This window comes from Phytobacter sp. (assembly GCF_059074235.1).
This window is the reverse complement of sequence record NZ_JCACPZ010000008.1, coordinates 25,680-46,332: the sequence shown is the minus strand read 5'-3', so window position 1 is coordinate 46,332 and position 20,653 is coordinate 25,680. Positions and strand designations below refer to the sequence as shown.

18 protein-coding genes and 1 pseudogene are annotated in these 20,653 nt (G+C 50.1%); 8 read left to right on the top strand and 11 right to left on the bottom strand.

Annotated elements, in window-relative coordinates; all coding sequences use genetic code 11:
- Positions 1 to 73: 73 nt before the first annotated feature.
- The 4 genes from AC5JPW_RS18145 to AC5JPW_RS18130 all read right to left on the bottom strand — a co-directional run bounded on the left by AC5JPW_RS18145 (position 74) and on the right by AC5JPW_RS18130 (position 3,895).
- On the bottom strand, positions 74 to 1,081 hold the full coding sequence (locus AC5JPW_RS18145) for a fimbrial protein (protein ID WP_494242525.1): 1,008 nt from the start codon (positions 1,079 to 1,081) through the stop codon (positions 74 to 76).
- A gap of 34 nt (positions 1,082 to 1,115) precedes the next feature.
- Positions 1,116 to 1,844 carry a fimbrial biogenesis chaperone gene (locus AC5JPW_RS18140; protein WP_494242524.1) on the bottom strand — a complete coding sequence of 243 codons (729 nt, stop codon included), beginning with the start codon at positions 1,842 to 1,844 and terminating at the stop codon, positions 1,116 to 1,118.
- Between the two features lie 284 nt (positions 1,845 to 2,128).
- Positions 2,129 to 2,572, bottom strand: a complete 444-nt coding sequence (locus AC5JPW_RS18135; RefSeq protein ID WP_494242523.1) for an acetyltransferase — start codon at positions 2,570 to 2,572, stop codon at positions 2,129 to 2,131.
- Positions 2,573 to 3,058: 486 nt separating this feature from the next.
- Positions 3,059 to 3,895 (bottom strand): MipA/OmpV family protein, encoded by an 837-nt coding sequence (locus tag AC5JPW_RS18130; protein WP_494242522.1) that lies wholly within the window; start codon positions 3,893 to 3,895, stop codon positions 3,059 to 3,061.
- Positions 3,896 to 4,099: 204 nt separating this feature from the next.
- Here AC5JPW_RS18130 and AC5JPW_RS18125 point away from each other — a divergent pair, with 204 nt between their 5' ends.
- The 3 genes from AC5JPW_RS18125 to AC5JPW_RS18115 all read left to right on the top strand — a co-directional run bounded on the left by AC5JPW_RS18125 (position 4,100) and on the right by AC5JPW_RS18115 (position 7,285).
- Positions 4,100 to 4,777, top strand: a complete 678-nt coding sequence (locus AC5JPW_RS18125) for a response regulator (RefSeq protein WP_494242521.1) — start codon at positions 4,100 to 4,102, stop codon at positions 4,775 to 4,777.
- A complete protein-coding gene (locus tag AC5JPW_RS18120) occupies positions 4,777 to 6,150 on the top strand; it encodes a sensor histidine kinase (protein WP_494242520.1) in 1,374 nt (457 codons plus the stop codon). The genes AC5JPW_RS18125 and AC5JPW_RS18120 overlap by 1 nt, the downstream gene beginning before the upstream one ends.
- 241 nt (positions 6,151 to 6,391) lie before the next feature.
- Positions 6,392 to 7,285 (top strand): LysR family transcriptional regulator, encoded by an 894-nt coding sequence (locus tag AC5JPW_RS18115; protein WP_494242519.1) that lies wholly within the window; start codon positions 6,392 to 6,394, stop codon positions 7,283 to 7,285.
- Between the two features lie 174 nt (positions 7,286 to 7,459).
- Here AC5JPW_RS18115 and AC5JPW_RS18110 read toward each other — a convergent pair whose 3' ends face one another.
- From AC5JPW_RS18110 to AC5JPW_RS18095, 4 genes are all read right to left on the bottom strand, one after another.
- Entirely contained in the window at positions 7,460 to 8,206 is a 747-nt protein-coding gene (locus tag AC5JPW_RS18110) for an SDR family oxidoreductase (RefSeq protein ID WP_494242518.1), read from the bottom strand.
- A 574-nt stretch (positions 8,207 to 8,780) separates the two neighbouring features.
- Positions 8,781 to 10,142, bottom strand: coding sequence for a YncE family protein (locus AC5JPW_RS18105; RefSeq protein ID WP_494242517.1), 1,362 nt, complete (start codon positions 10,140 to 10,142; stop codon positions 8,781 to 8,783).
- Between the two features lie 798 nt (positions 10,143 to 10,940).
- A complete protein-coding gene (locus AC5JPW_RS18100) occupies positions 10,941 to 11,636 on the bottom strand; it encodes an alpha/beta hydrolase family protein (RefSeq protein ID WP_494242516.1) in 696 nt (231 codons plus the stop codon).
- A gap of 173 nt (positions 11,637 to 11,809) precedes the next feature.
- Positions 11,810 to 12,736: a hypothetical protein gene (locus AC5JPW_RS18095; protein WP_494242515.1), complete on the bottom strand. Its 927-nt coding sequence runs from the start codon at positions 12,734 to 12,736 to the stop codon at positions 11,810 to 11,812.
- Between the two features lie 203 nt (positions 12,737 to 12,939).
- Here AC5JPW_RS18095 and AC5JPW_RS18090 point away from each other — a divergent pair.
- Positions 12,940 to 13,101, top strand: a pseudogene (locus AC5JPW_RS18090) (IS30 family transposase); the annotation flags it as partial.
- Here AC5JPW_RS18090 and AC5JPW_RS18085 read toward each other — a convergent pair.
- The 3 genes from AC5JPW_RS18085 to AC5JPW_RS18075 all read right to left on the bottom strand — a co-directional run bounded on the left by AC5JPW_RS18085 (position 13,089) and on the right by AC5JPW_RS18075 (position 14,933).
- Positions 13,089 to 13,766 (bottom strand): anti-sigma factor, encoded by a 678-nt coding sequence (locus AC5JPW_RS18085; RefSeq protein ID WP_494242514.1) that lies wholly within the window; start codon positions 13,764 to 13,766, stop codon positions 13,089 to 13,091. The pseudogene AC5JPW_RS18090 and the gene AC5JPW_RS18085 overlap by 13 nt on opposite strands.
- Positions 13,763 to 14,311 carry a sigma-70 family RNA polymerase sigma factor gene (locus AC5JPW_RS18080; protein WP_494242513.1) on the bottom strand — a complete coding sequence of 183 codons (549 nt, stop codon included), beginning with the start codon at positions 14,309 to 14,311 and terminating at the stop codon, positions 13,763 to 13,765. The genes AC5JPW_RS18085 and AC5JPW_RS18080 overlap by 4 nt, the downstream gene beginning before the upstream one ends.
- Before the next feature lie 61 nt (positions 14,312 to 14,372).
- Complete coding sequence (locus AC5JPW_RS18075; RefSeq protein ID WP_494242512.1) at positions 14,373 to 14,933, bottom strand: fasciclin domain-containing protein; 561 nt, start codon at positions 14,931 to 14,933, stop codon at positions 14,373 to 14,375.
- Positions 14,934 to 15,514: 581 nt separating this feature from the next.
- Here AC5JPW_RS18075 and fbaB point away from each other — a divergent pair.
- The 4 genes from fbaB to AC5JPW_RS18055 all read left to right on the top strand — a co-directional run bounded on the left by fbaB (position 15,515) and on the right by AC5JPW_RS18055 (position 20,653).
- On the top strand, positions 15,515 to 16,567 hold the full coding sequence (fbaB, locus tag AC5JPW_RS18070) for a class I fructose-bisphosphate aldolase (protein ID WP_494242511.1): 1,053 nt from the start codon (positions 15,515 to 15,517) through the stop codon (positions 16,565 to 16,567).
- Between the two features lie 344 nt (positions 16,568 to 16,911).
- The gene (locus tag AC5JPW_RS18065; RefSeq protein WP_494242510.1) at positions 16,912 to 17,463 is read left to right on the top strand and encodes a fimbrial protein; all 552 of its coding nucleotides are present in this window, start codon (positions 16,912 to 16,914) and stop codon (positions 17,461 to 17,463) included.
- Between the two features lie 14 nt (positions 17,464 to 17,477).
- The gene (locus AC5JPW_RS18060) at positions 17,478 to 18,170 is read left to right on the top strand and encodes a fimbrial biogenesis chaperone (RefSeq protein ID WP_494242509.1); all 693 of its coding nucleotides are present in this window, start codon (positions 17,478 to 17,480) and stop codon (positions 18,168 to 18,170) included.
- A gap of 5 nt (positions 18,171 to 18,175) precedes the next feature.
- Positions 18,176 to 20,653 (top strand): fimbria/pilus outer membrane usher protein, encoded by a 2,478-nt coding sequence (locus tag AC5JPW_RS18055; protein ID WP_494242508.1) that lies wholly within the window; start codon positions 18,176 to 18,178, stop codon positions 20,651 to 20,653.

Here is a 20,653-nt window from a genome sequence, read left to right as displayed (position 1 = left end):
TTCATCAAGGGTGGTGAAGCGATTTCATCCTCTCCCAGGGGGGAGAGGGACGGGGGAGGTACCGCACTAAATGCTACTCATACGTCATGGTGAATTCGACCGCAGAATTCGCCATGCCGCCGGTCATGGTGCTGGCAGTTTTGATATAGCGCGCTTTCATGGGAATCATGTAGTTGCCACCCACTGCAGATTGGTATCCGGTATATTTTATTTTGCTGTTAAAGGGCACGATAGTACCGTCGTCATAAAGTACCTGAACACCCACACCAGTTGCATCAGAGTCACTGCTCAGGGTGAGGTACTGATTAACCGTTCCATTATTTTCAAGTGTGATACCGGCTGCGGGTTTAAAGGTATAACTCACCGAATTAAGCTCAGGGTCGCAATTTTTTATTTCAAAATTGAACTGTTTTGCAGCGCTGGTAGAATTAATGCCCAAGAATTCGGCAGTATTGTGTTTTTCAAGATCGACTTTAATGTTTGGGGTTTCGCAAGCTTTAACTTTAATTACGATGTTATTTAGGTTAATAACATTATATCTGGCGGCATCGTTTATATTAGTTGTCGAGAGACCAGCCCAGGATTCAATGAAATTGTCAGGGAATACTATCGTTCCGGGGCTAACCTGGTCGGTAACAACAAGGGATATATCCAATCCGGTTATATAATGCGCCCCACTTATGCCTGGGAGTGAATACCATTGTTGTAATTCACTGCTGAGTATGAAGTTATTTGTTCCTGCCATCGTTTCTTTAACTACTATACCTATGCCATTAATGTTCGTTTTATATGTTCCTGCTGCTATACCAGCTCCACTGTCCATGGTCATTGCATTTCCGTAACGTAGCATCATCCATTTTTTGCCTGGTGTGCAATTTATCTCTGCATTACCTCCAGTAACATTGGTAAGGCTACTGATGACTGTACCTACGGTAGTGTTTCGCCCAACAGAAATACTGGATGGAGAGAAGGATTTACTAAATGTCTGCGTTGTTGCGGTGCAATCTGTGGCTTGACTCTGTAAACTGACAAGCACTAAAGCTAATATGAAAGCGAATGAATAATTTCTTTTGAATTCCATGTCCATATCATCCTGATAAATTTTCTGATAAAGATTACTTATGCCAGTGTTGATAATTAGCTTCGCTGTAGTGATAGCCGCCAAAATCATCAATCACAGTCAACATAAGCTGACCATCCGTACTTTTCGTATTACCTGTAATCCTGAACCTATGATTTCCCATCGCCGGGCACATCCCGTTCTGTTTTTTATTTTCCTTCTCTGATACACCTTTCAGCCCAACATCATTAAACGAGACGTTATAAGCGCCTGGGTTTTTACACTCAATAGCGTAACCACTGCCATCTAGCACAATACGCCAGTGCAGGAGGCTGACGGCTTTCTCCGGCGAACCAGGTAACCCCTCTGGCCGGTAAAAAAGTTTCAAGCGTGAACGAATAGATACTTTAACCGCATTAGCTTCGTTACTCGCATTCGCACGTTTAGGTCGTACTTCCAGCACATTAATCCAGAAGACGGATTCACGATCCTGTGCGAGTGCGTCGCCAGAATAGATGATGCGCAGTGACTGACCTTTATGGGCATCAAGTCGAAAGATGGGGGGCATAACGATAAAAGGAACGGCTGCGGGGTTATCCTCGTCTGCATCAACCCAGGCCTGAATAAGGCGGGGTGTAGGAGAGTGGTTGGTCAGGCCGAGGGTGACTTCACGCTTGCCTGCCGGGTAGATAATCCGTGTGCTGTCAAGCTGAATACCGGCCTGTAAAGGCCATGAACACAAAATTAAGAGGGTACTCAGAACGTGCGCCATAACCACTTTCATCTCCACCTCCGTGTGGAACACCTTTATTTCGCAGAGTCAGCAAAATAAGGGCAAAGCTACGGCTCCGGTGGATATTATTTCGGGTCAAAATAGCGGATCGCCCATACGCTCTGCAACAGGGCTGGATTCCTGGATTTAACTTTTTTGTAGGGAAATGTGAATCAAAAGGTGGGGGAAGCGTATTGTTTATGTCCAGTGCCCTTTTGCCAGAGAGATTCATTTAAGTGGACATGGTCTTGCGTAGCACAAGCATTAAAGTGGCTGGGCCGGGAAGGTTATCACGACTAGATTCCATTCGCTTTGCTTAGGTGTAATAGGGGGTACGGTCTTCCCTGATTATCCAGCTCGGAACGTCCTGTAACTTTAAAGCCCATATGTTGATAGAACCCTACAGCCTGCCGGTTTTGTTCATTTACATCGACGCTTAAATCAGGGTGAAGAGCCAGCGCATGTGATATCAATTGTTTTCCAACCCCAAGTCCGCGAGCAGACGCATCGACGAAAAGCGCTTCCAGATGTCCATCATGTAAAAACATAAATCCCAGTGGGCGATCTTCCTGATGAGTTGCAACCCATACAGGGGTTTCTGAAAAAAAACCGACCACTTCCTTTTCGATTTCTTGGCGGTCATGTGTTGTCAGAAAATCGTGAGTAGCATCCACAGAATTTTTCCAGATTTGTATAATTTCTGATGCTTCGGAGGGATAAGACTTTCTGATTTTTAACATTTTTTCTACCTTAACGTGGTCATTACCAAGTGTATCTACATACAAAGTGAATGTACGCAATTTCACTATAGTGTAATTAAATTCACAATAGTGACTTCACTGTAATGCCCTGACATTCTTCAGAAGGAGTGTTCCCTCTTGTTGCTTTGACCCCCTTCACCATCTACAACAACGATTCTGTCCTCTTTCAGATCGAACTTTCGCTTTTTACTCATTATCGAACTGATAAATGTCCAGACTGTCCGCTTCGGAGCCTATTACTGACATCGGCCTGAGTTAATCAACCGGGAGCTAATCAGAGTTTATTCAGTTAATCGTATTGTTATGGGGACCCTGAGAAGGGGCTGATACTTTAAGTAACAGGATCATCGTCGGGGCCAGTTGGCGAGTTGAGTCATGCCCGTCATCAGAATCGGGGCGGAAAGAATGCGTATTTATTGACTGTAAATAGCGAGACGCTGCCGGGAAGCACACGCCGAACAACAATCAGAAGCTATATGCCACCTTCAGGCTTCCAGTGGGCGATGTTTTTCGCTGAACAATAGGGCTATTACGTGCATCCCCCCTCAACTGCGTAAAGCCGGCTTCGGCAATCACACTCCAGTCCTGATTCATTTTGTACGTCCAGTCAATATTCGTTGACCAGGCATAAATCCCGGAGCCTGCATCATATTGCGTAAACCCTGTCGCGGCCGACTGTGATGCACTTACCCCATAGTAAGTCTGCATATACCTGCTCGTCCCCCAACTGCCGGTTAACGCCATCGTCACGGAATTATTCGTTGATTTATAGAGCGGGCTGACTATGCCGAAATGCAAGGCTGTACCATTGTCACGCTCAGAGATAGGCACCTCAGCCTGCAATTGTACATTAAGCCAGTCGGTGAATGCGTACCCCAGGGCCGGCACACCGATAGCCGAGCCTTTGACATCGCCCATACCGTGCAAGTCGTCGCTGCCGCCGCTTATCGAGTCACTGTCCACATCACGGTCCTTACGACCTGCGCGGTAGCTCAGCGCAGTGCTGTAATTAAGCTTGCCGATGTCGTTGCCGTAACCGAGACCGCGCGTAGAGCTGAGGAAGAAACCATTTGTCATAGCGTAATCCAGTACCAGAGCAGTGGTGATGCGACTGTTACCGGAACCAGAATAGCGTGGTGCAACATCCACGCCTCCTCCCAGGGTCAATTCGTTGCTCTGTTTCTGCTCCGCCGCCAGTACCGGGGTGACCAGCAACGCCAGGAAAAAGCCCGGCAACATTGTTTTCAGGCTGCGGCCCGAGAGTGAACAGGGGGACTTATGGTGCAGGTTTATGTTTCTCATTAAAGAAGTCCTTGTGGATTCAACTGATTACGAGACATGCGCTTGTTACATGCCAGAATGCTCAGTTTGAATGCTTACCCTAAAGTTCTCATGAGCCAAAAATGAAGAAACGCTGAAGTAAGTACCGATGCTGCAAACCTGATAGATTCCCTGATACCGCTTTTCTTCAGACGATCTTCATTCACTGTTGATACAGTAACTATTGTGAAAATTCTCCTAATCGAAGATGACCTGGATCTCGGCAACGGTGTACGTATTGCCCTTGCAGATCAAGGATTTGATGTCATATGGGTTCGCCGCAAAGAGGATGCGCTGCATCAAATCGATGCCTGCGAGCCAGAATTTGTGCTGCTTGACCTCGGACTGCCTGACGGTGACGGCATGGGCCTGATGGCGTACATGCGTCGGCAGCTCAGAGGGATCCCCGTCATCATTCTGACTGCGCGAGGCACTCTGCAGGATCGCCTGTGCGGGCTGGATGCCGGTGCGGACGACTATCTCGTCAAACCATTTGCTCTTGCTGAGTTGTTGGCCAGGGTGAGAGCACTAGCCCGTCGCAGTTACGGTTTTGAAAATGAAGTGATAGAAATTAGGGGGTTAACGCTTCATGTGCCGACCCGCCGCGTGACAGTGAGTGAACGTCATGTTGAATTGACGGCAAGTGAATACGCACTGCTTGAAATTTTAATGTTGCGCACCGATCGCGTGCTGACACGGAGGTTTCTTGAAGAAAGGGTATTCGGCTCAAAAGAAAATATGAGCAACGCTCTCGATGTTCATATGGGGAATGTGCGTCGCAAAATTGGCGAAGGCTATGTGCGAACGGTGAGGGGGGTAGGATATGTCATTGATACCGTCCCGATCCAGAAAGGGGAAGGTTGATGCGTGATTTGTGGCGACAACTGACGATCCCAACGCTCGTCCGGCGGATTATGGTCGCCCAGATGCTACTGCTTACACTGCTTTGGTGTCTTTTTCTGACCTTCGTTTTGTGGGAGGACTTACGTAGCCCTTCAATACTCACGGGCAGTAAGACTTACGACGCCGTTTTTACCCTGGTTCAGAGTATGGACAAGCGTCCGCAGGAGCGAACCGCCGTTCTGGACGCGTTCAGCAAGGCGTTGCGGGAAGGTTATGGCGGAGGTGAAGATCCCGAACTGGCAATCAGCCTGATTGTTCGCAAGAATAAAGCGCTCATTTATTCATCTGCTGGTGCTCCGATAGGGGTCATAAATACCCGGTTTGGGGAAATTCAGCGTATTCAGCGTGAAGGGCGCACCTGGACCAGTCGTACACTGAAGTCAGAAAACCCCGACGTGGAGGTCACTCTTGTCACCCCTGCCGCAGGGTGGAATTTCTTTTTTTACCTGAACTCGCGCGGCTACTACATCTTACCGCTGCTGGTATGCATTCCTTTTCTTCTGTTTCCTGCGTGGTTATCAATCCGCATTGCAATGCGTCCCTGGAACAAAGTGGTCAATGAAGTTTCCTTACGAACGTTAGAAGATCTTTCTCCATTAAAAGAAGTGCCAACGCACAGGGAACTTCGCCAGATGGTAGATGCAATCAATGTCTTTCTTGCCAGGGTGCGAGAAAGCACGGAAAGGGAACGGGTTTTTATTGCCGATGCTGCTCACGAGCTGCGTACTCCCCTGGCTGCGATGCGTATCAATGTTGAAGCGTTGCAGTCCTATGTCAGCAGCGAAAGGCAACATGCGTTGTTGGCAGGGATTATTCGCAGCAATAGCCGTGCGGCTCGTCTGGTCAATCAATTGCTGCTGCTGATGCACAGCGAAGCGCGCATTGACGTGGTTATGGAGCGCGTGCCGCTGACGACGCTCATACAAGAGCGTATGGCTACGTTAGCACCGCTCGCCGCTGAGCGCAGGATTGAGCTTGAGTTTTACTCTGATGGTGAAATCTGGATGACAGGTGTTAGTGAGCGCCTGATGTCACTTATCGATAACTTAATTGAAAATGCCGTGAAGTACAGCCCTGAGGGGGGGCGGGTTGAGGTAGAAGTCCGATTAAGAGATGAATCCGCGCAGCTACGTGTCTCTGATGCCGGCCCCGGTATTCCCGTTGAACTGAGGGAGCGCGTGTTTGATCGATTTTTTCGCGATCCCAGTCAGATGCAAAGCGGGAGTGGCCTGGGCCTTGCAATCGTCAAAGCGGTTGCGCAGCAACACAACAGCAGCGTAAGCCTCAATACGTCTGCAGAAGGTGGGCTTATGGTGACTGTTGACTTCCCATGACCTGCTCCCGGTTGATTATTACACGCCAATGTTAGTCCTACCTCCCTGCGGTTATGACAAATGCGAACTTCCGCTCTTCGCTTATAGTGGCCTGTTATGCCTGATTAAACAAACGGCTTATCGTAGGATATTTTCCGTTATCAAGGCAGGTACGCCTTAAGCGAGGTCACATTTTAAGCCTTTCAAATTGATTATTTAGATGTGATTATCTGCATACGCCTATTAGCTAGACTTCTTAATTATGGAAAATTTCAACGAACTGGCCGCTTTTGCTCTTGTGGCCCAAGAGAAAAGTTTTACGCGGGCGGCTGCCCAAATGGGAGTGTCCCAGTCAGCTCTGAGTCAGACCATCCGTAATCTGGAAGCACGGCTGGGTCTAAGGCTGTTGAGTCGGACCACACGTAGCGTATCGCCAACGGATGCTGGCGAGTATCTCCTCAGTAATCTGGCACCGAGACTTAATGAGATCACAGAGGTACTTAATTCTCTGCGGGGGATGAGGGAAAAGCCAACCGGTACAGTCCGGATCACCGCAGCCTCTCATCCTGCAGCCGCTGTCATTGAGCCAGCCCTGCGCCAGATGCTGCGGGATAATGCTGATGTAAATGTGGAAATTTCTGTTGATGACGCGCTGGGTGATATTGTAGCAGACGGGTTTGACGCCGGTGTCAGGTTGGGTGAACAGGTCGCTAAGGACATGATAGCGCTGCGTATAAGCCCTGATATCAGAATGGTTGTCGTTGCCTCTCCGGACTACTTTATCCGTTATCCGGTTCCCGTAACTCCTCATGATCTGACGGAACACAACTGTATTAACCTTCGATTGCCTACCTATGGTGGTCTGTTTCCCTGGGAGTTTGAACAAAATGGAGAATCATTGCGGGTAAGAGTCGAAGGACAGCTTACCTTCAATAATCTCGAACTGAGGTTGAACGCGGTGCGTGCAGGAAGCGGTATTACCTGTTTGCCGGAAGACTGCGTCGTTGATGACATCCGGCAGGGGAAGCTTATTCAGGTACTCCAGGACTGGTGCCCAGTGCTTCCGGGATATCACCTCTACTACCCACACCGTAAGCACCCAACCCCTGCTTTTTCACTAGTACTTAAAGCGTTGAAGGAGTACTGGCGGAGCTGAGCGGAAAGATTTCGCCCCGCTCCACGCAGTTGTGGCGGGCTATTTTTTGACGTTCTTCTGTATCCAGTCGATGAGCAGGCCCGAAACTTTAGTTATAGATTCAATGAGTTGTGCAGATACGTACTCTTATGGCAGGGTGCACTTTTGCTCATGATGATGGGCTTCGCTGGACGATCAGAGATCTTGTGCGGTTGGGCGGAAAATAATCTCGTTGACACCAACGTCTTCAGGCTCGCTGATGGCAAATGCCACCATTCGAGCGTAAGATTCCGGAGGGATACCTACTTTTCCCACGTAATCCTGATTCGCAGCCTGAACATCTTTATCACTGATGTGATCTAGCAGTTCAGTTGAAACCGCCCCCGGAGAAATGATGGTAGCCCGTACATTGTAGGCGCTGGCTTCCTTACGCAGACCTTCTGTCACTGCTCTTACCGCGAATTTAGTTGCTGAGTAGACCGCTGATGTTGGAAATACCAAGTGCCCTGCAACGGAGGCGGTGTTGATGATATGGCCAGATTTTTGTGCTTTCATCAGTGGCAAAGCTGCTGCGATACCGTGCAGTACACCGCGCAGATTGACGTCAATCATCATATCCCATTCGCTGACTTTAGCCTGATCCAACGCTGAAAGAGGCATAACACCCGCGTTATTTATCAGGACATCAATTCTTCCCCATTTGCTGACAGCGGCATCTACAAGTTTCTTTACCTCATCCGCACGCGTAACGTCTGTCTCGACGGCAATCGCGTTACCGCCATCATCGATGATGCTTTTAGCCAGCATGTTAATGCGATCTGCACGACGAGCGGCAAGAACGATACGAGCCCCTTTCTTCGCAAGATATCGCGCCGCCGCTTCACCCATTCCGCTTGATGCGCCGGTTATCACAATTACTTTATCTTTAATATTATCTGTCATAGTGCTCTCCATTTTGCTTTGGATTTGGGGCAAGGATAACCAGCCAGGCTCCGTTCACGTCTCTTCTCTGGTTCATCGTTTCTGTAATTGTGAATAATCGTAGCAAGTAACAATTCATTCGATAATTGCTATAAAAAGATAGCTATTATAAGCCCATCTAATTAATACCCTTCAGTATTGTTACCAGTAGCAAATTTGACGCAGTGCCCGAGATTCTGCCAATTGACGAAAATAGGAGGTAATTTCGATCAATAGCCCACACAAGGCACTAAAGGATAGTAAGTCCCGAGGGAGAAAACGAAAGCGCTTTCCACGACATGAATGCACGCTCCTCTCTCATAGCAGCCTCTTAGAGACTTGCGATCGGGCAGCTTCGTGCAGCAGACATTGCAACGCGGAGTGTGTGTTGAAAATTTGAGTTTATGGGTCGAGATAGACGTCAGCCTGCCTCGGGTAAGAAGGTATGAATATCGGTCAGGTATGACGGGAACACCCCCCCAACCCATAAGCGGTTGGGGGGGTAGTCATAATACCAGGCTGATCTGCCCGTGAATAACGTAGCAGATTAAAGCCGTTATTTTTTCGGGGTGATTTTCGTCACTGAGCCTGTTTGCGCTTTATCCCCGGTCGTACCATACATAGACACCAGATATACGGCGCCATCAGGCCCGGCGGTCAGGTGGTTCGGCGTATCATCCATTGGGATATTAGCGGCCAGTTTACCGTCCTTGTCCAGAACAGCAACGGTTCCGCCTGCACGCGTGGCGGCGAAAACCTGCGACGTCACTGGATCCCAGACGACAGATACGCCCCCGGCACCAATGTAAGTATCCGCGAGAACTTTGCCGTCCGCATCAAGAACCACGACATTGTTCGTCTCCTGGGAAGCGACGTAAAGACGACCGGTCTTCGGATCGCGAGTGATGTCGGTTGCGCCTTGCGCCTGAGGTATTTTTACCGTTGTACTCTTGCCTGTCTTGAGATCAATCCAGCCCAGCCAAGGGGTATCGCGGCTGACGCCGTAGAGTTTCCCACCCGCACTGTCGAGGGCAAGATCTGTACTGTTAAACGGCTCGCGCCCACGATCTGCAACGAACTCCATCTGACCGATATGTTCCAGCGTTTTGGTGTCATAGACCTCGATAAAACCGGTTAACGCGGCACTGACATAGGCCCGATTGTGGGCTTCATCAATCACCACATCGCGTGGATGAGTGACCGATCCTTCCGGAAAGACTTTCACTGCGGAAAGGGTTTTGGCGTCATAGACGGTCACCGTCTCGGCAAGGGTGTTCGTCGTCCAGACATGATGATGGACATTATCGATACCGACGCCGAAGACACCAATTTGCTCACCCTTTTTGTCTTTAGGTAACGTAGCCTCCGCTTCGACAGCCAGGGTTCCGGCGTTTAGCCTTATCAGGCGGCTACCATCCTTCGGACCGCGAGCAGAAGTGACGAACAGCTTCCCGTCTGCCGAAATTGCCGACTGGTAAGCCCGCTCACCGACGGGAGTTGTTTGCAGCCTGAAAGCTTCCGTGTTTTTTGGGGGAACTACCTGGGACAATTTCAGTATGACCTGCGAAACACTCGCGGGATTTTGCGTGATAACAGTGAGTGGATGAAGGCCTGTAGCGGCATCGGCCGGAACGGTCAGCGGAATGGTGAGGTTACCCTTCTCGTCGGCGATCAGTGGCTTAGGTGTCAGGACTTCCGCACCATTCAGCATGGTGACGGTCGCGCCCGCCTGTAGGCTCTTAATCGTTATAACCGTTTTATCTCCAGGCTGAACAGGAACGTCCCGTGACCCGGCACGGATACTGCCAGGAAAGGTAGTGGTAGCCGCTACCCATTGGCTATCAGCGTATGCCGTTGTGGCAGTTGACATCGCAATAGTGGAGGCCAACAGCACTGAACGGACTGAAATTCTTCTCATCATATCTCCATAAATTGTATTGATGCTGCATCTCAACGCAGCCACAGATTAGTCCCCACGCGATGAGTCTTACCTTCCGCCATGAGAAGTAGGTCTTGTTATTTGCGCATTCAACATACCACATTAATGCAAATAGTTATCATTACTGTTTTGAGTAGTATCTTACATACGGGAGACAGGGAAACCAGAGCGGCCCGGGCACTATGTTTGGTGCAGAGGGCTCGACGTATGTGGCATTTCCACTTGTACCATCAAATGCACTGAGTGAACGGGTTTCCCCGGAATTACAGCAGTTCATCTGTGCGACAACGGAATAGGAAATAAAAAAATTGGAATGCCCGAATCATCTAATAATAAGGGCATTTTCATAAATGCATTTACTATCAAACCGGGCAGTTGGTGACGGTAGTTCATTATTGGACTCAGGCTGGGTACTATCAAAATACAGAACGGTCTACCTCCGAGAGATTTATTTCTCAACCGAATCATGATTACGATATCATCGTTACTGGCGCGAAATTTTCCGGAGATAGCGTATCGGTAAAAGATCTGGATTCAAACGCTAAGAGAGTTGGATGGGAAGGCAAGTTCTGTCCCTCTGGTATGTTCGATTAAGTGTATGACACAATCCACTGTCTGTACGAAAATAATCTGTTCCAGGCCCACCCGGGAGTGGGCTTTTTCATGCGGGCAGTGAGCAAACAAAAAGGAAAGAATATGCTTACAGGAATGAAGGAAAAATCATCAGGACGTGTGAGGCTAAATCAAGTTATGTGAATCAAGTAAGGGAAAGTTTATTTAATGTGACAAACATCGATCAAGTGCAGAAAGCACTTTTTCATATAATGCTGGTGAACGCATTAAGTTTTCCCAAATGTTATTATGGCCAGCCCCGGAAATAGTTATAAGTTCCTTGTTAGAAGCGCAGCATGCAGAAGAAACGAGCTTTTCCGGTATTTCTGAGGGAATGATTGCGTCATCTCCTGCGGCAATAACGAGCAAATTCCCGCTGAATTCTGCGATCATCGACCAGGCATCTGTTTCTTCCCAGCTTCGGGATTTACGTATAATTTCAGAAAAATCAGGCCCAAATTTAACCTTATAGCCTGAAGCTGAATATACGCCTGGAACCATGAGGATTAGGGATTTCAGGTCAATCACCTGACTCAGCTGAAGAGCATTATAGGCTCCCATACTAACGCCCATACACGCTGTCAGAGGTTGATCCTGAAGAGCAATAACCGCCCTGGCTTGAATAGTTCGACTATAAAGTGAGGACACATGCATATCGCCGCCAGTTTCACCATGACCTAAAAAGTCGAATAGCGTCGTTCCAAAGCCCAGCTTATCCATAAGTACGCGATATTTATAAAATATCTTTCTATCTTTACCACCTCCATGAAGCATCAAGACATGCCCATTAGGCCCAAAAGTCCTTTCAGCACAAATAGTATTATCCTGGAAAGGAACTGTGAAAGATTGGCTTGAAATCATGGACGTTTTCTTTGTTAAAGAAATCAATTATTCGTTTTTATCAAACATTATAGGTCACTTGCAATACAGGTGCGCAATCAGCACATTGTGGTTAGTGGTCGCATCCCTTCCTTAAGAAAGGTGACCGGATCACTCTGCCCTCCAGGGGGCGTGAATAACGATGTGATAATTATCTACGTTTTTTTCTGCCGTTCCGCGAGTGCATGCCTTGCTGCATTTGATGCCCATTCATCGGATTGGTCATGATGTTCAATCTCTGTCTCTGCTATAGGCGTTACACGGATCAGCGGAACTGAACCGAAAGGCAGCCCCTCAATCTGACGACCATCACGGCTGAGAATGATGTGGGTCATTGGTTTATAGTCGTCCGTAAGAGAGCAAAACAGGAGGGCTCCACATTTTTCAACGTCGGCAGCGACCTGATAACCGTCGGCAACGAGATCTCCCAGGCTAATTAACAGATGAGCCCAGTCATCAATCTGATGGCTGGTATTCTCCGAAGCATTTATATCCATGAAAAGTTCGCATTCTACGCCGTTTTCCGGGGCTGTAACGCCGGCCCAGGGCGTCGAGAGACCATCGGTGGCCAGTGTTAATTTGGTGCTGCTTTTGGTGCTGAGTATCCGGCGATGGGGCCCGAACCATTTCGTCTGATTGTGTACGTTTGCGTCATCTCGTTCAATAATAAAGCTATCTGACACGTCGCCATACCTTTTCCAGAATGCTCGCCTTGCGACTGCGGCAGCCTCATACATAGCACTCTGAGGACCGCGAGGCACAAGTGTCTCATCGAATACTGTGTCAACCAAAACTCGCCCACGCATTAACGGTATTTTAGACTTTGTCCAGCGAACAATGACTTTATTAAAGGGGGGGATCCGTGATGCTTCGAGTTTATCGACAACGTTGCGGACACTTTGAAAAGCATGGTCACCCGTAGCAACGTGACTCCCGTCAGCATACATGTATCCTCCTGTTTGCGAGGAGAAACCCGCTTGTTCCGTAATAAAGAACCATTCACCGTTCACAGCGCCAGTGGGCGCCTTGTCTAAGACCGGGCGTAAGTCCCTTGCCGCATCAGAGTTTGAATATGCAGTCATGCCTGTCTCTTGTCTTCATGCATTATGTATTTTGCTTGTTTTACGCTTTTCTAAACCTGAACGTTGCTAATCTTTCGGCCCGACAAGTTGAAAGATGAGAAAGCGATTGTAGGGCATGAGTCTAAAAAAGTTGAGCAGGTTCTTAAATAATTAAATCTCTAGTCTGGAAGGCGAAACCGACTGCTTCGTGCTGTGAGTTCAATGGGTCGATGCAACGCTATTATCCGGATAATCAGGAAACGCATCTGTCACACGAAAAGATTTATAAAATGCTTTTTATACAAACCCAGAAAGTATTAAAAAAAGAACTGCAGCAATGCCTCAGAAGCGGACGGTGTTTACTTAGGAAATATCAGAGTGAACTAACTTTACCCTGGAAAATTACGGGTCCGGACGGTCCAGTTTGTTGAGAGCCGCCAACAGGCTCCAGGCTTATTGCCAGTAAAGTCTGATTATCCAGTGCTCCAGAAGGTAGCTGAAAGGTATTGCTATCGCGATGAATGATAAGTCCCAGTGAATGCGGCGAGGCACTGCCTTTAATCATCCAGAGCTGCAAGTTTTTATTCTCCGGCAGTGTGACGTTCAGCCCGGAAACCTTAATTATTGATGCTGATTTATCCAGACTCACCACAAATTGCGTATTCGTTTGGGTACCGCTGAGGATGGCAATTGGCTGTAGCTCATCAGAAAAATCGGGTTTTATCACATGCGTGAAAATAACAACACTGGCCATTGCTGCTGCCAGTACCCAGCCAAGCCAGAGTATTGGGTGCCGACGGACCGATGAGATCTCAGAGACTGAAGTATTCGGTCTGAGATCATGCTCAATTTGTTGCCAAAGTTCGGATGAGGGCGTGACATCGTGGGTTGCCACATCAATGCCACTAAACGCTTTTTGCCAGTGCAGAACCTCGGCCGCAAATTCTGCGTCTTCGTTAAGGCGTTTATCCAATTGCTGACGGGTCTGATTGTCGATAAGTCCGAGCACATATTCCACCGCAGACAGCGTATCTTTTTCCTGAGTACTCATAAGCCAATACACTCTCTGAGATGTATCAATGCGCGGCGGATCCAGCTTTTTACGGTGCCTTCCGGTTGGCTCATAGAGAGCGCAATCTCGGTTTGTGACAGGCCGCGATAATAGGCTAGCGCGATGCTTTGCCGTTGTTCGGAAGGCAAATGCGCCATACAGTGCTGAAGACGACGAGCTTCCTGATGAATATCATCAGTGGGAAGATGAGCCTGAAAACCCGCTTCAGCCTCACTGATCTCCTCCACGGAGCAACAACGATTCTCGTGTTTTCGCAGATAATCAATGGCGCGATTTCTGGCGATATGGCTGAGCCAGATGTGTGGCTCGCTACGTTGCTCGTCGTAATACATAGCCGATTGCCAGATTTGAATGAAGGTATCGTGAAGGATCTCCTCAGCCCAGTCCCGGCGTCTTACCATGCGTAAAATAATGCCAAAAAGTCTTGGAGAGAGCACGCGATAGAGCTGTGCGAGGGCATCTTTATCACCACCGGCTATTTGATTCATTAGTCCGGCATGAATATGCGGGGCATTAGTTGTCATCTGATTCCCTGTAAAAAGTGTAGCCACACAATCAGTGGCTACACACAGTATAGGCAGCCCTCTACGGCATCAGCACAGTATCAATGACATCAATAACGCCGTTACTCTGGTTCACATCATAGGTGGTGATATTGGCGATATTGCCGCGAGCATCTTTGAGTTGAATATTGTGAGGGCCGTTTGCCATCACCCACAAAGCTTCACCATTGACGGTTTTTAACTCAGCTTTTCCGCCGCCCGCTTTTATTTTTTTCTCCAGCGTTTTCATATCCAGCTTGCCGGAAACCACGTGGTAGGTCAGCACGCTGGTGAGTTTTTGTTTATTTTCAGGTTTAAGCAGAGAATCCACCGTGCCTGGAGGGAGTTTTTCGAATGCGGTATTTGTGGGAGCAAAAACAGTAAAGGGTCCGTTTCCTTCAAGCGTAGGAACAAGTCCGGCGGCTTTGACTGCTGCGACCAGGGTAGTGTGATCTTTAGAATTCACAGCGTTTTGTACGATATTTTTAGATGGATACATTGCTGCGCCGCCGACCATCACGGTGTTGCTGTCCATCATTGCCGCCTGAGCGGCACCATTGAAAACAAGAGCAGAAATAAACAGAGTTGGCAGGAGTTGTTTCATTTTCACTTCCCTCATTTACGTTTCAGACAGGGCTGATGTGCCCTCATCTGTTAATACGAATGAGTAAGGAAAACGGATGCAAAAAAATTGATATTTTACATAACCTATTAATATTAATGATAAATAATTAACCTTTGGCTCCCGGACATAAAAGAGTCATGCCGAATTCTTAATTTTCTCACATCAGTGCGGCAGCAAAACAGGTTGGCAAAGGTCTGGGATAGCTGGCATCAGAATGTGGGGTTTCCCTGGTTGCAAAAGCGCTTTTGGGCATTTCAATTTCGTTGCAAAGCGTCAATGACGGGGATGAAGATGCCGTTTTACAGAGGTTTGAACAACTCGAGCATGCCGACTTCTCGCAGGGTGCCTGGAAAAGTGAGTACAGGTGAAGTCCAACTCCTCTGATCGCTCTTTAGGCGAGATAAAACGCAGTGACGGAAACCCGAAACGTGCCAGCAGAAAATGCTTAAAAAAGGTGTGATGGTGGCAAAATTTGACCGTGAGTACCAGGCTTAGTCTGCCCATTTATCGGGTCAGGACAACCATCTTCGCCGGTGTGCGAAGCTTACGGGAGCTAAAAGATGACTGATATTGCGCAGTTGCTTGGCAAAGATGCCGACACCCTTTTACAACATCGTTGCACCACCATCGCGGCGGACCAGCTTTACCTGCCGGGAGAGGATTACGTCACTCGTGTCATGATGGATAACAACCGCCCGCCAGCGGTGTTACGTAATATGCAGACGCTGTACAACACCGGACGGCTCGCGAAAACGGGTTACCTGTCGATTCTGCCGGTGGACCAGGGTATTGAACACTCAGCCGGGGCGTCGTTTGCTGCCAATCCACTCTATTTTGATCCGAAGAACATTGTTGAGCTGGCCATTGAAGCGGGCTGCAACTGTGTGGCCTCGACCTATGGCGTACTGGCGTCAGTCTCACGCCGCTATGCGCACCGCATTCCGTTCCTCATCAAACTGAACCACAACGAAACCCTGAGTTACCCCACTGAATACGATCAGACGCTGTACGCCAGCGTTGAGCAGGCGTTCAATATGGGGGCGGTTGCGGTCGGTGCAACCATCTATTTTGGTTCCGAAGAGTCGCGTCGGCAGATTGAAGAGATCTCAGCGGCCTTCGAGCGTGCGCATGAGTTGGGCCTGGTGACCGTACTCTGGGCTTATCTGCGTAACCCGGCTTTCAAGAAAGATGGCGTCGATTATCACGTATCAGCGGATCTGACCGGCCAGGCTAACCACATTGCCGCCACTATCGGCGCGGACATCGTGAAGCAGAAAATGGCGGAAAATAACGGTGGCTACAAAGCGGTAAACTTCGGTTATACCGATGAAAGAGTCTACAGCAAGCTGACCAGCGACAACCCGATTGACCTGGTGCGCTATCAGCTGGCGAACTGCTACATGGGGCGTGCGGGCTTAATTAACTCCGGAGGTGCTGCGGGTGGAGAAAACGATCTGAGCGATGCGGTACGTACCGCGGTTATCAATAAGCGCGCAGGTGGCATGGGATTAATTCTGGGACGCAAAGCGTTTAAAAAATCCATGTCCGATGGTGTGAAATTAATTAATGCAGTTCAGGATGTTTATCTGAATAATAAAGTAACCATCGCCTAAAAGCGTGATTCCCTCTCCTGGGTGGGGGAGGGAATGTTCTTAATCATTAATAAGCTCATTATTTCTTTTCTCACTTCTTTTTACACCTCCCACTCTTTATTGCTGCGATTAAGAGAAATAATTTTCATCGCCTTATAGTGAGGTTGTTTGTCTTAATTTGCTCTATATCAATAGGTTAATGCACGAAAATAAGATCTTAAATCTTATTTAAGATACACAAGATCTATGCTCAGAAAATAAACCTTTTATTCGTGCGGATAATTCCTAAACTGCCGGAAATCGTCAGGTAATTTCGATGATTTATCTTCAGGCTTCAGGAACGTACAAATAAAGGAAATATAAAAATGTCTTTCATCCCTCGTCATAAAATAGCCTGTTTTACCGGCATCGCTGCATGCATTCTGAGTCAGAGTGCATTAGCAGACTCTACAAATACCATTACGTTTAAAGGTGAAGTGAGTGAACAGACCTGCGAGGTCACTATTAACGGTGTGACGGCGCGTCCTGTTGTTCTGTTGCCCACTGTTTCTAAAACCCAGCTTGCCAGCGCCAGCTCTTCTGCAGGATTAACCACTTTCACGCTGGGCGTGACCGGGTGTGCAGTCACCTCCGGTGCGCTGGATGTAAAAACGCTTTTTGTGGGCAACAACGTCAGTGCTACGGGCAATCTGCAAAATACCGGTTCGGCCACCAATGTCGAATTGCAACTGTTGACCGATGCGGCGGGAACCACGCCTGTTGATCTGCGCACTTCCACTGCAATTGCCGGGGTGACGGTTCCGGCAGGCCAGACCTCCGGTGAACACGACTTTGCGGTGCAGTATTTCAGCCCGACGGGCAGCGCTACCGCCGGTACGGTGCTGGGTTCCGTGCAGTACGCCATCACGTATCTCTGACAGGCGGCACGGCAATGAACAGGATGCTTGCTGGGATAGCAGGGATGCTGCTGTGCACGGCTGCACAGTCCAGTGTCGTGATGACAGGCAGCCGGGTGGTGTACCCGGCAAGCGCGAAAGAGGTCAGCGTCCAGTTGACCAACAATGACAGCTGGCCTGCCGCGGTGCAGGTATGGCTCGACGATGGTGATATCAACGCGACGCCGCAGACGGCAACGGCTCCGTTTTTTGCCACACCACCGCTCTTTCGTCTGGCCGCTAAGACGGGTCAGACAGTTCGCCTGCGTTACACCGGGCAAACTGCGCCGACGGACAGGGAATCACTGTGGTGGCTCAATTTTATGCAGATCCCTCCCGTTTCTGATCGTGAAAAACAGGCTAACCAACTGCTGGTGATGATGCGAAACCGGGTGAAGGTTCTCTATCGTCCGTCAGGGCTGGTGGGCTCGCCGCAGGAGATGGCAAAAACCACCTATGTAGGGCTCAGTAAAGGACGACTGTGGTTGCGTAACGACAGCGGTTACTACCTGTCGATGTCGCGACTGGCGGTCAGTGGCGGCGGCAAACAGCAGGTTGTGATGGGGGAAACCATCGCGCCCTGGTCAACGGTCTCCTGGCCTGCAACGCTCAGTGTTGTAAACACTGCCACGATGAGCTGGCTTAACGATCAGGGGGCCTCCCTGAACGGTACGCCAGTACAAGAATGAAGCGGTTGAAGGTAGTAAGCGCAGTGCTGGGTGGGCTCTGTGTACTGCCTGCTCAGGCAGCCGATTACATCTTCGACGAGACATTACTGCTGGGTAGCGGTTATGGCGACGGCATTGCGCGCCTGAATGAGACAAACAACGTTCTGCCCGGGCAATACAGTGCTGATGTTTGGCTGAACGGCAAATTTATCGGGCAGCGTGATGTCCTGTTTTCGCAACGCACGGAGGGTGAGGTACAGCCCTGTCTGCCGGAAACGTTTTGGCAGGAGCAAGGGGTGACGGTTGAGCTGAAGACGCAGGCAGACTGTTTTAGCCCGGCAGCGCGCGTGTCTGGCGGCGACTGGCATTTTGACCAGGCGACATTGCGCCTGGACATCAGCGTGCCGCAGGCGCTATTAAAGCGCACCCCACGGGACTATGTGGCACCAGAGCGATGGGACAGTGGTGAAAGCCTGCTGTTTACCAATTACAACACGCACTACTACCGCAATGATAACGGCGGGCGAAACAGTGATTATGCCTGGCTGGGGCTGACTTCGGGCATCAACATTGGGGCCTGGCAGGTACGACAGCAGTCGTCGGCAAGCTGGCGTCGCTACAACGGTGAAAGCCGTCAGCAGTGGGATAACCTGCAAAGCTGGGTGCAGCGCCCGATTGCCCGGCTGGAAAGTATGCTGACTGTCGGGGAGAGTTACACCGGTGGCAATCTGCTCGGCAGCGTGGCGTTTACCGGTGCCCGGCTGGCAACGGATCAACGAATGTGGCCGCAGTCGCGACGAGGCTACGCGCCAGAAGTGCGCGGCACGGCCCGCACACCGTCACGGGTGGTTATCAAGCAGAATGGTCGCACGTTGTATGAAACCAGCGTGCCGGAAGGACCGTTTGTGATTGACGACCTGCCTGACTCCTCGTGGAACGGCGATCTGCAGGTCGAGGTCACCGGGGCCGACGGTCAGGTCAGCGGATTTAGCGTCCCCTGGGCCAGTGTCCCGCTGGCGCTGCGCCCTGGCGTCTGGCGCTACAGTGCGACCCTTGGACGGGCCAGAGATTATGCTGCTGTTAATAACGCGTTTGCTGACGTCACGCTGGAACGCGGTATCGCAAACGCCCTGACGGCAAACGGTGGTGCGCGCTTTGGTGAGGATTATCAGGCGCTGGTCGCAGGTGGGGTGCTGTCGACCGATCTGGGGGCGTTTGGTCTGGATACCACCTTTTCGCAAAGCCGGATTGGCGATGAACAACTGCGTGGCTGGCGGTTACAGAGCCAGTGGAGCAAGACCTTTTTGCCGACCCAAACGCATGTCGCGCTGGCGGGCTACCGCTACTCGACACAAGGGTATCGTGATTTTGGCGATGTGCTCGGTCAGCGCAGCGCGCTGAAACGGGGAAACGTCTGGCGCTCTGACTCTCTGAACCAGCGAAACCAGTTCACGTTGACCGTCAACCAGACGCTTGGCGACTACGGCAACCTCTGGGTCTCCGGGTCAGTAATGGACTATTACGACAACCGGGGGCGTAACACCCAGCTACAGATGGGTTATGGCACCACGTTGGGCAGGGTGAGCATCAATTTTGCGCTGAGCAGGCAGGAGAGCTGGTCCCGCCAGCGCAGCGGTATCGACAACGGTATGAAAAAGCAGGGGCAAAAGGAGAATATCGCCACCCTGACACTGTCGGTGCCGCTCAGTTTTGGCCAGCGTGAGCACTACGCATCGTTTTCCGCCAGTCAGGCAAAACGAAGCGGTACGAGTTCGCAACTGTCGCTCGCCGGGGCACTGAATGAGAAAGAAACCCTTAATTACGCCGTCTCCAGCGGCTGGCAGCGTAGCCGGGATGGGGGAGGGACGCAGACGGACTGGAGTGGCTCTCTCCAGCAGATGAATGCGTTCGGCAACCTCAATATGAGCTATGCCCATGCGCGGGATTATCAACAGTGGACGGCGGGGGCGCGTGGGGCACTGGTCATTCACCGTGACGGTGTGGTGGCTGGGCCGTGGCTGGGAGAAACCTTTGCGCTCGTCAATGCGCCCGGTGCGACAGGTGCCAACGTGAGCGGCAGTCAGGGAAACAAAGTGAACAGCGGAGGTTTCGCGTTGGTACCCTCGCTTACCCCGTATCGCTATAACACGATTTCACTTGATGGCACCGGCATGGATAACCAGACCGAACTGCTGGAGAGCCAGCGGCGCGTCGCCCCCTTAGCCGGGGCGGCGGTAAAACTGACCTTTGCCACTCTGCGTGGCTATGCGTTGCTGATTACCGTTACCGGGAAAGCGACATTGATCCCCGGTGAACAGGTAAAGGATGCGCAGGGTAAGGTGATTGGGATGGTCGGGCAGGGGAGTCAGATCTACGCGCGCGTGGCCGATCGGGACGGAACGCTCCATGTCGGGGATCGCTGTGCGCTGCGCTGGTCACTGACCGATGCACAGCTTAAAGCGCCGCTCATCCCCCTCACACTGAACTGCATGCAAGGACGATAA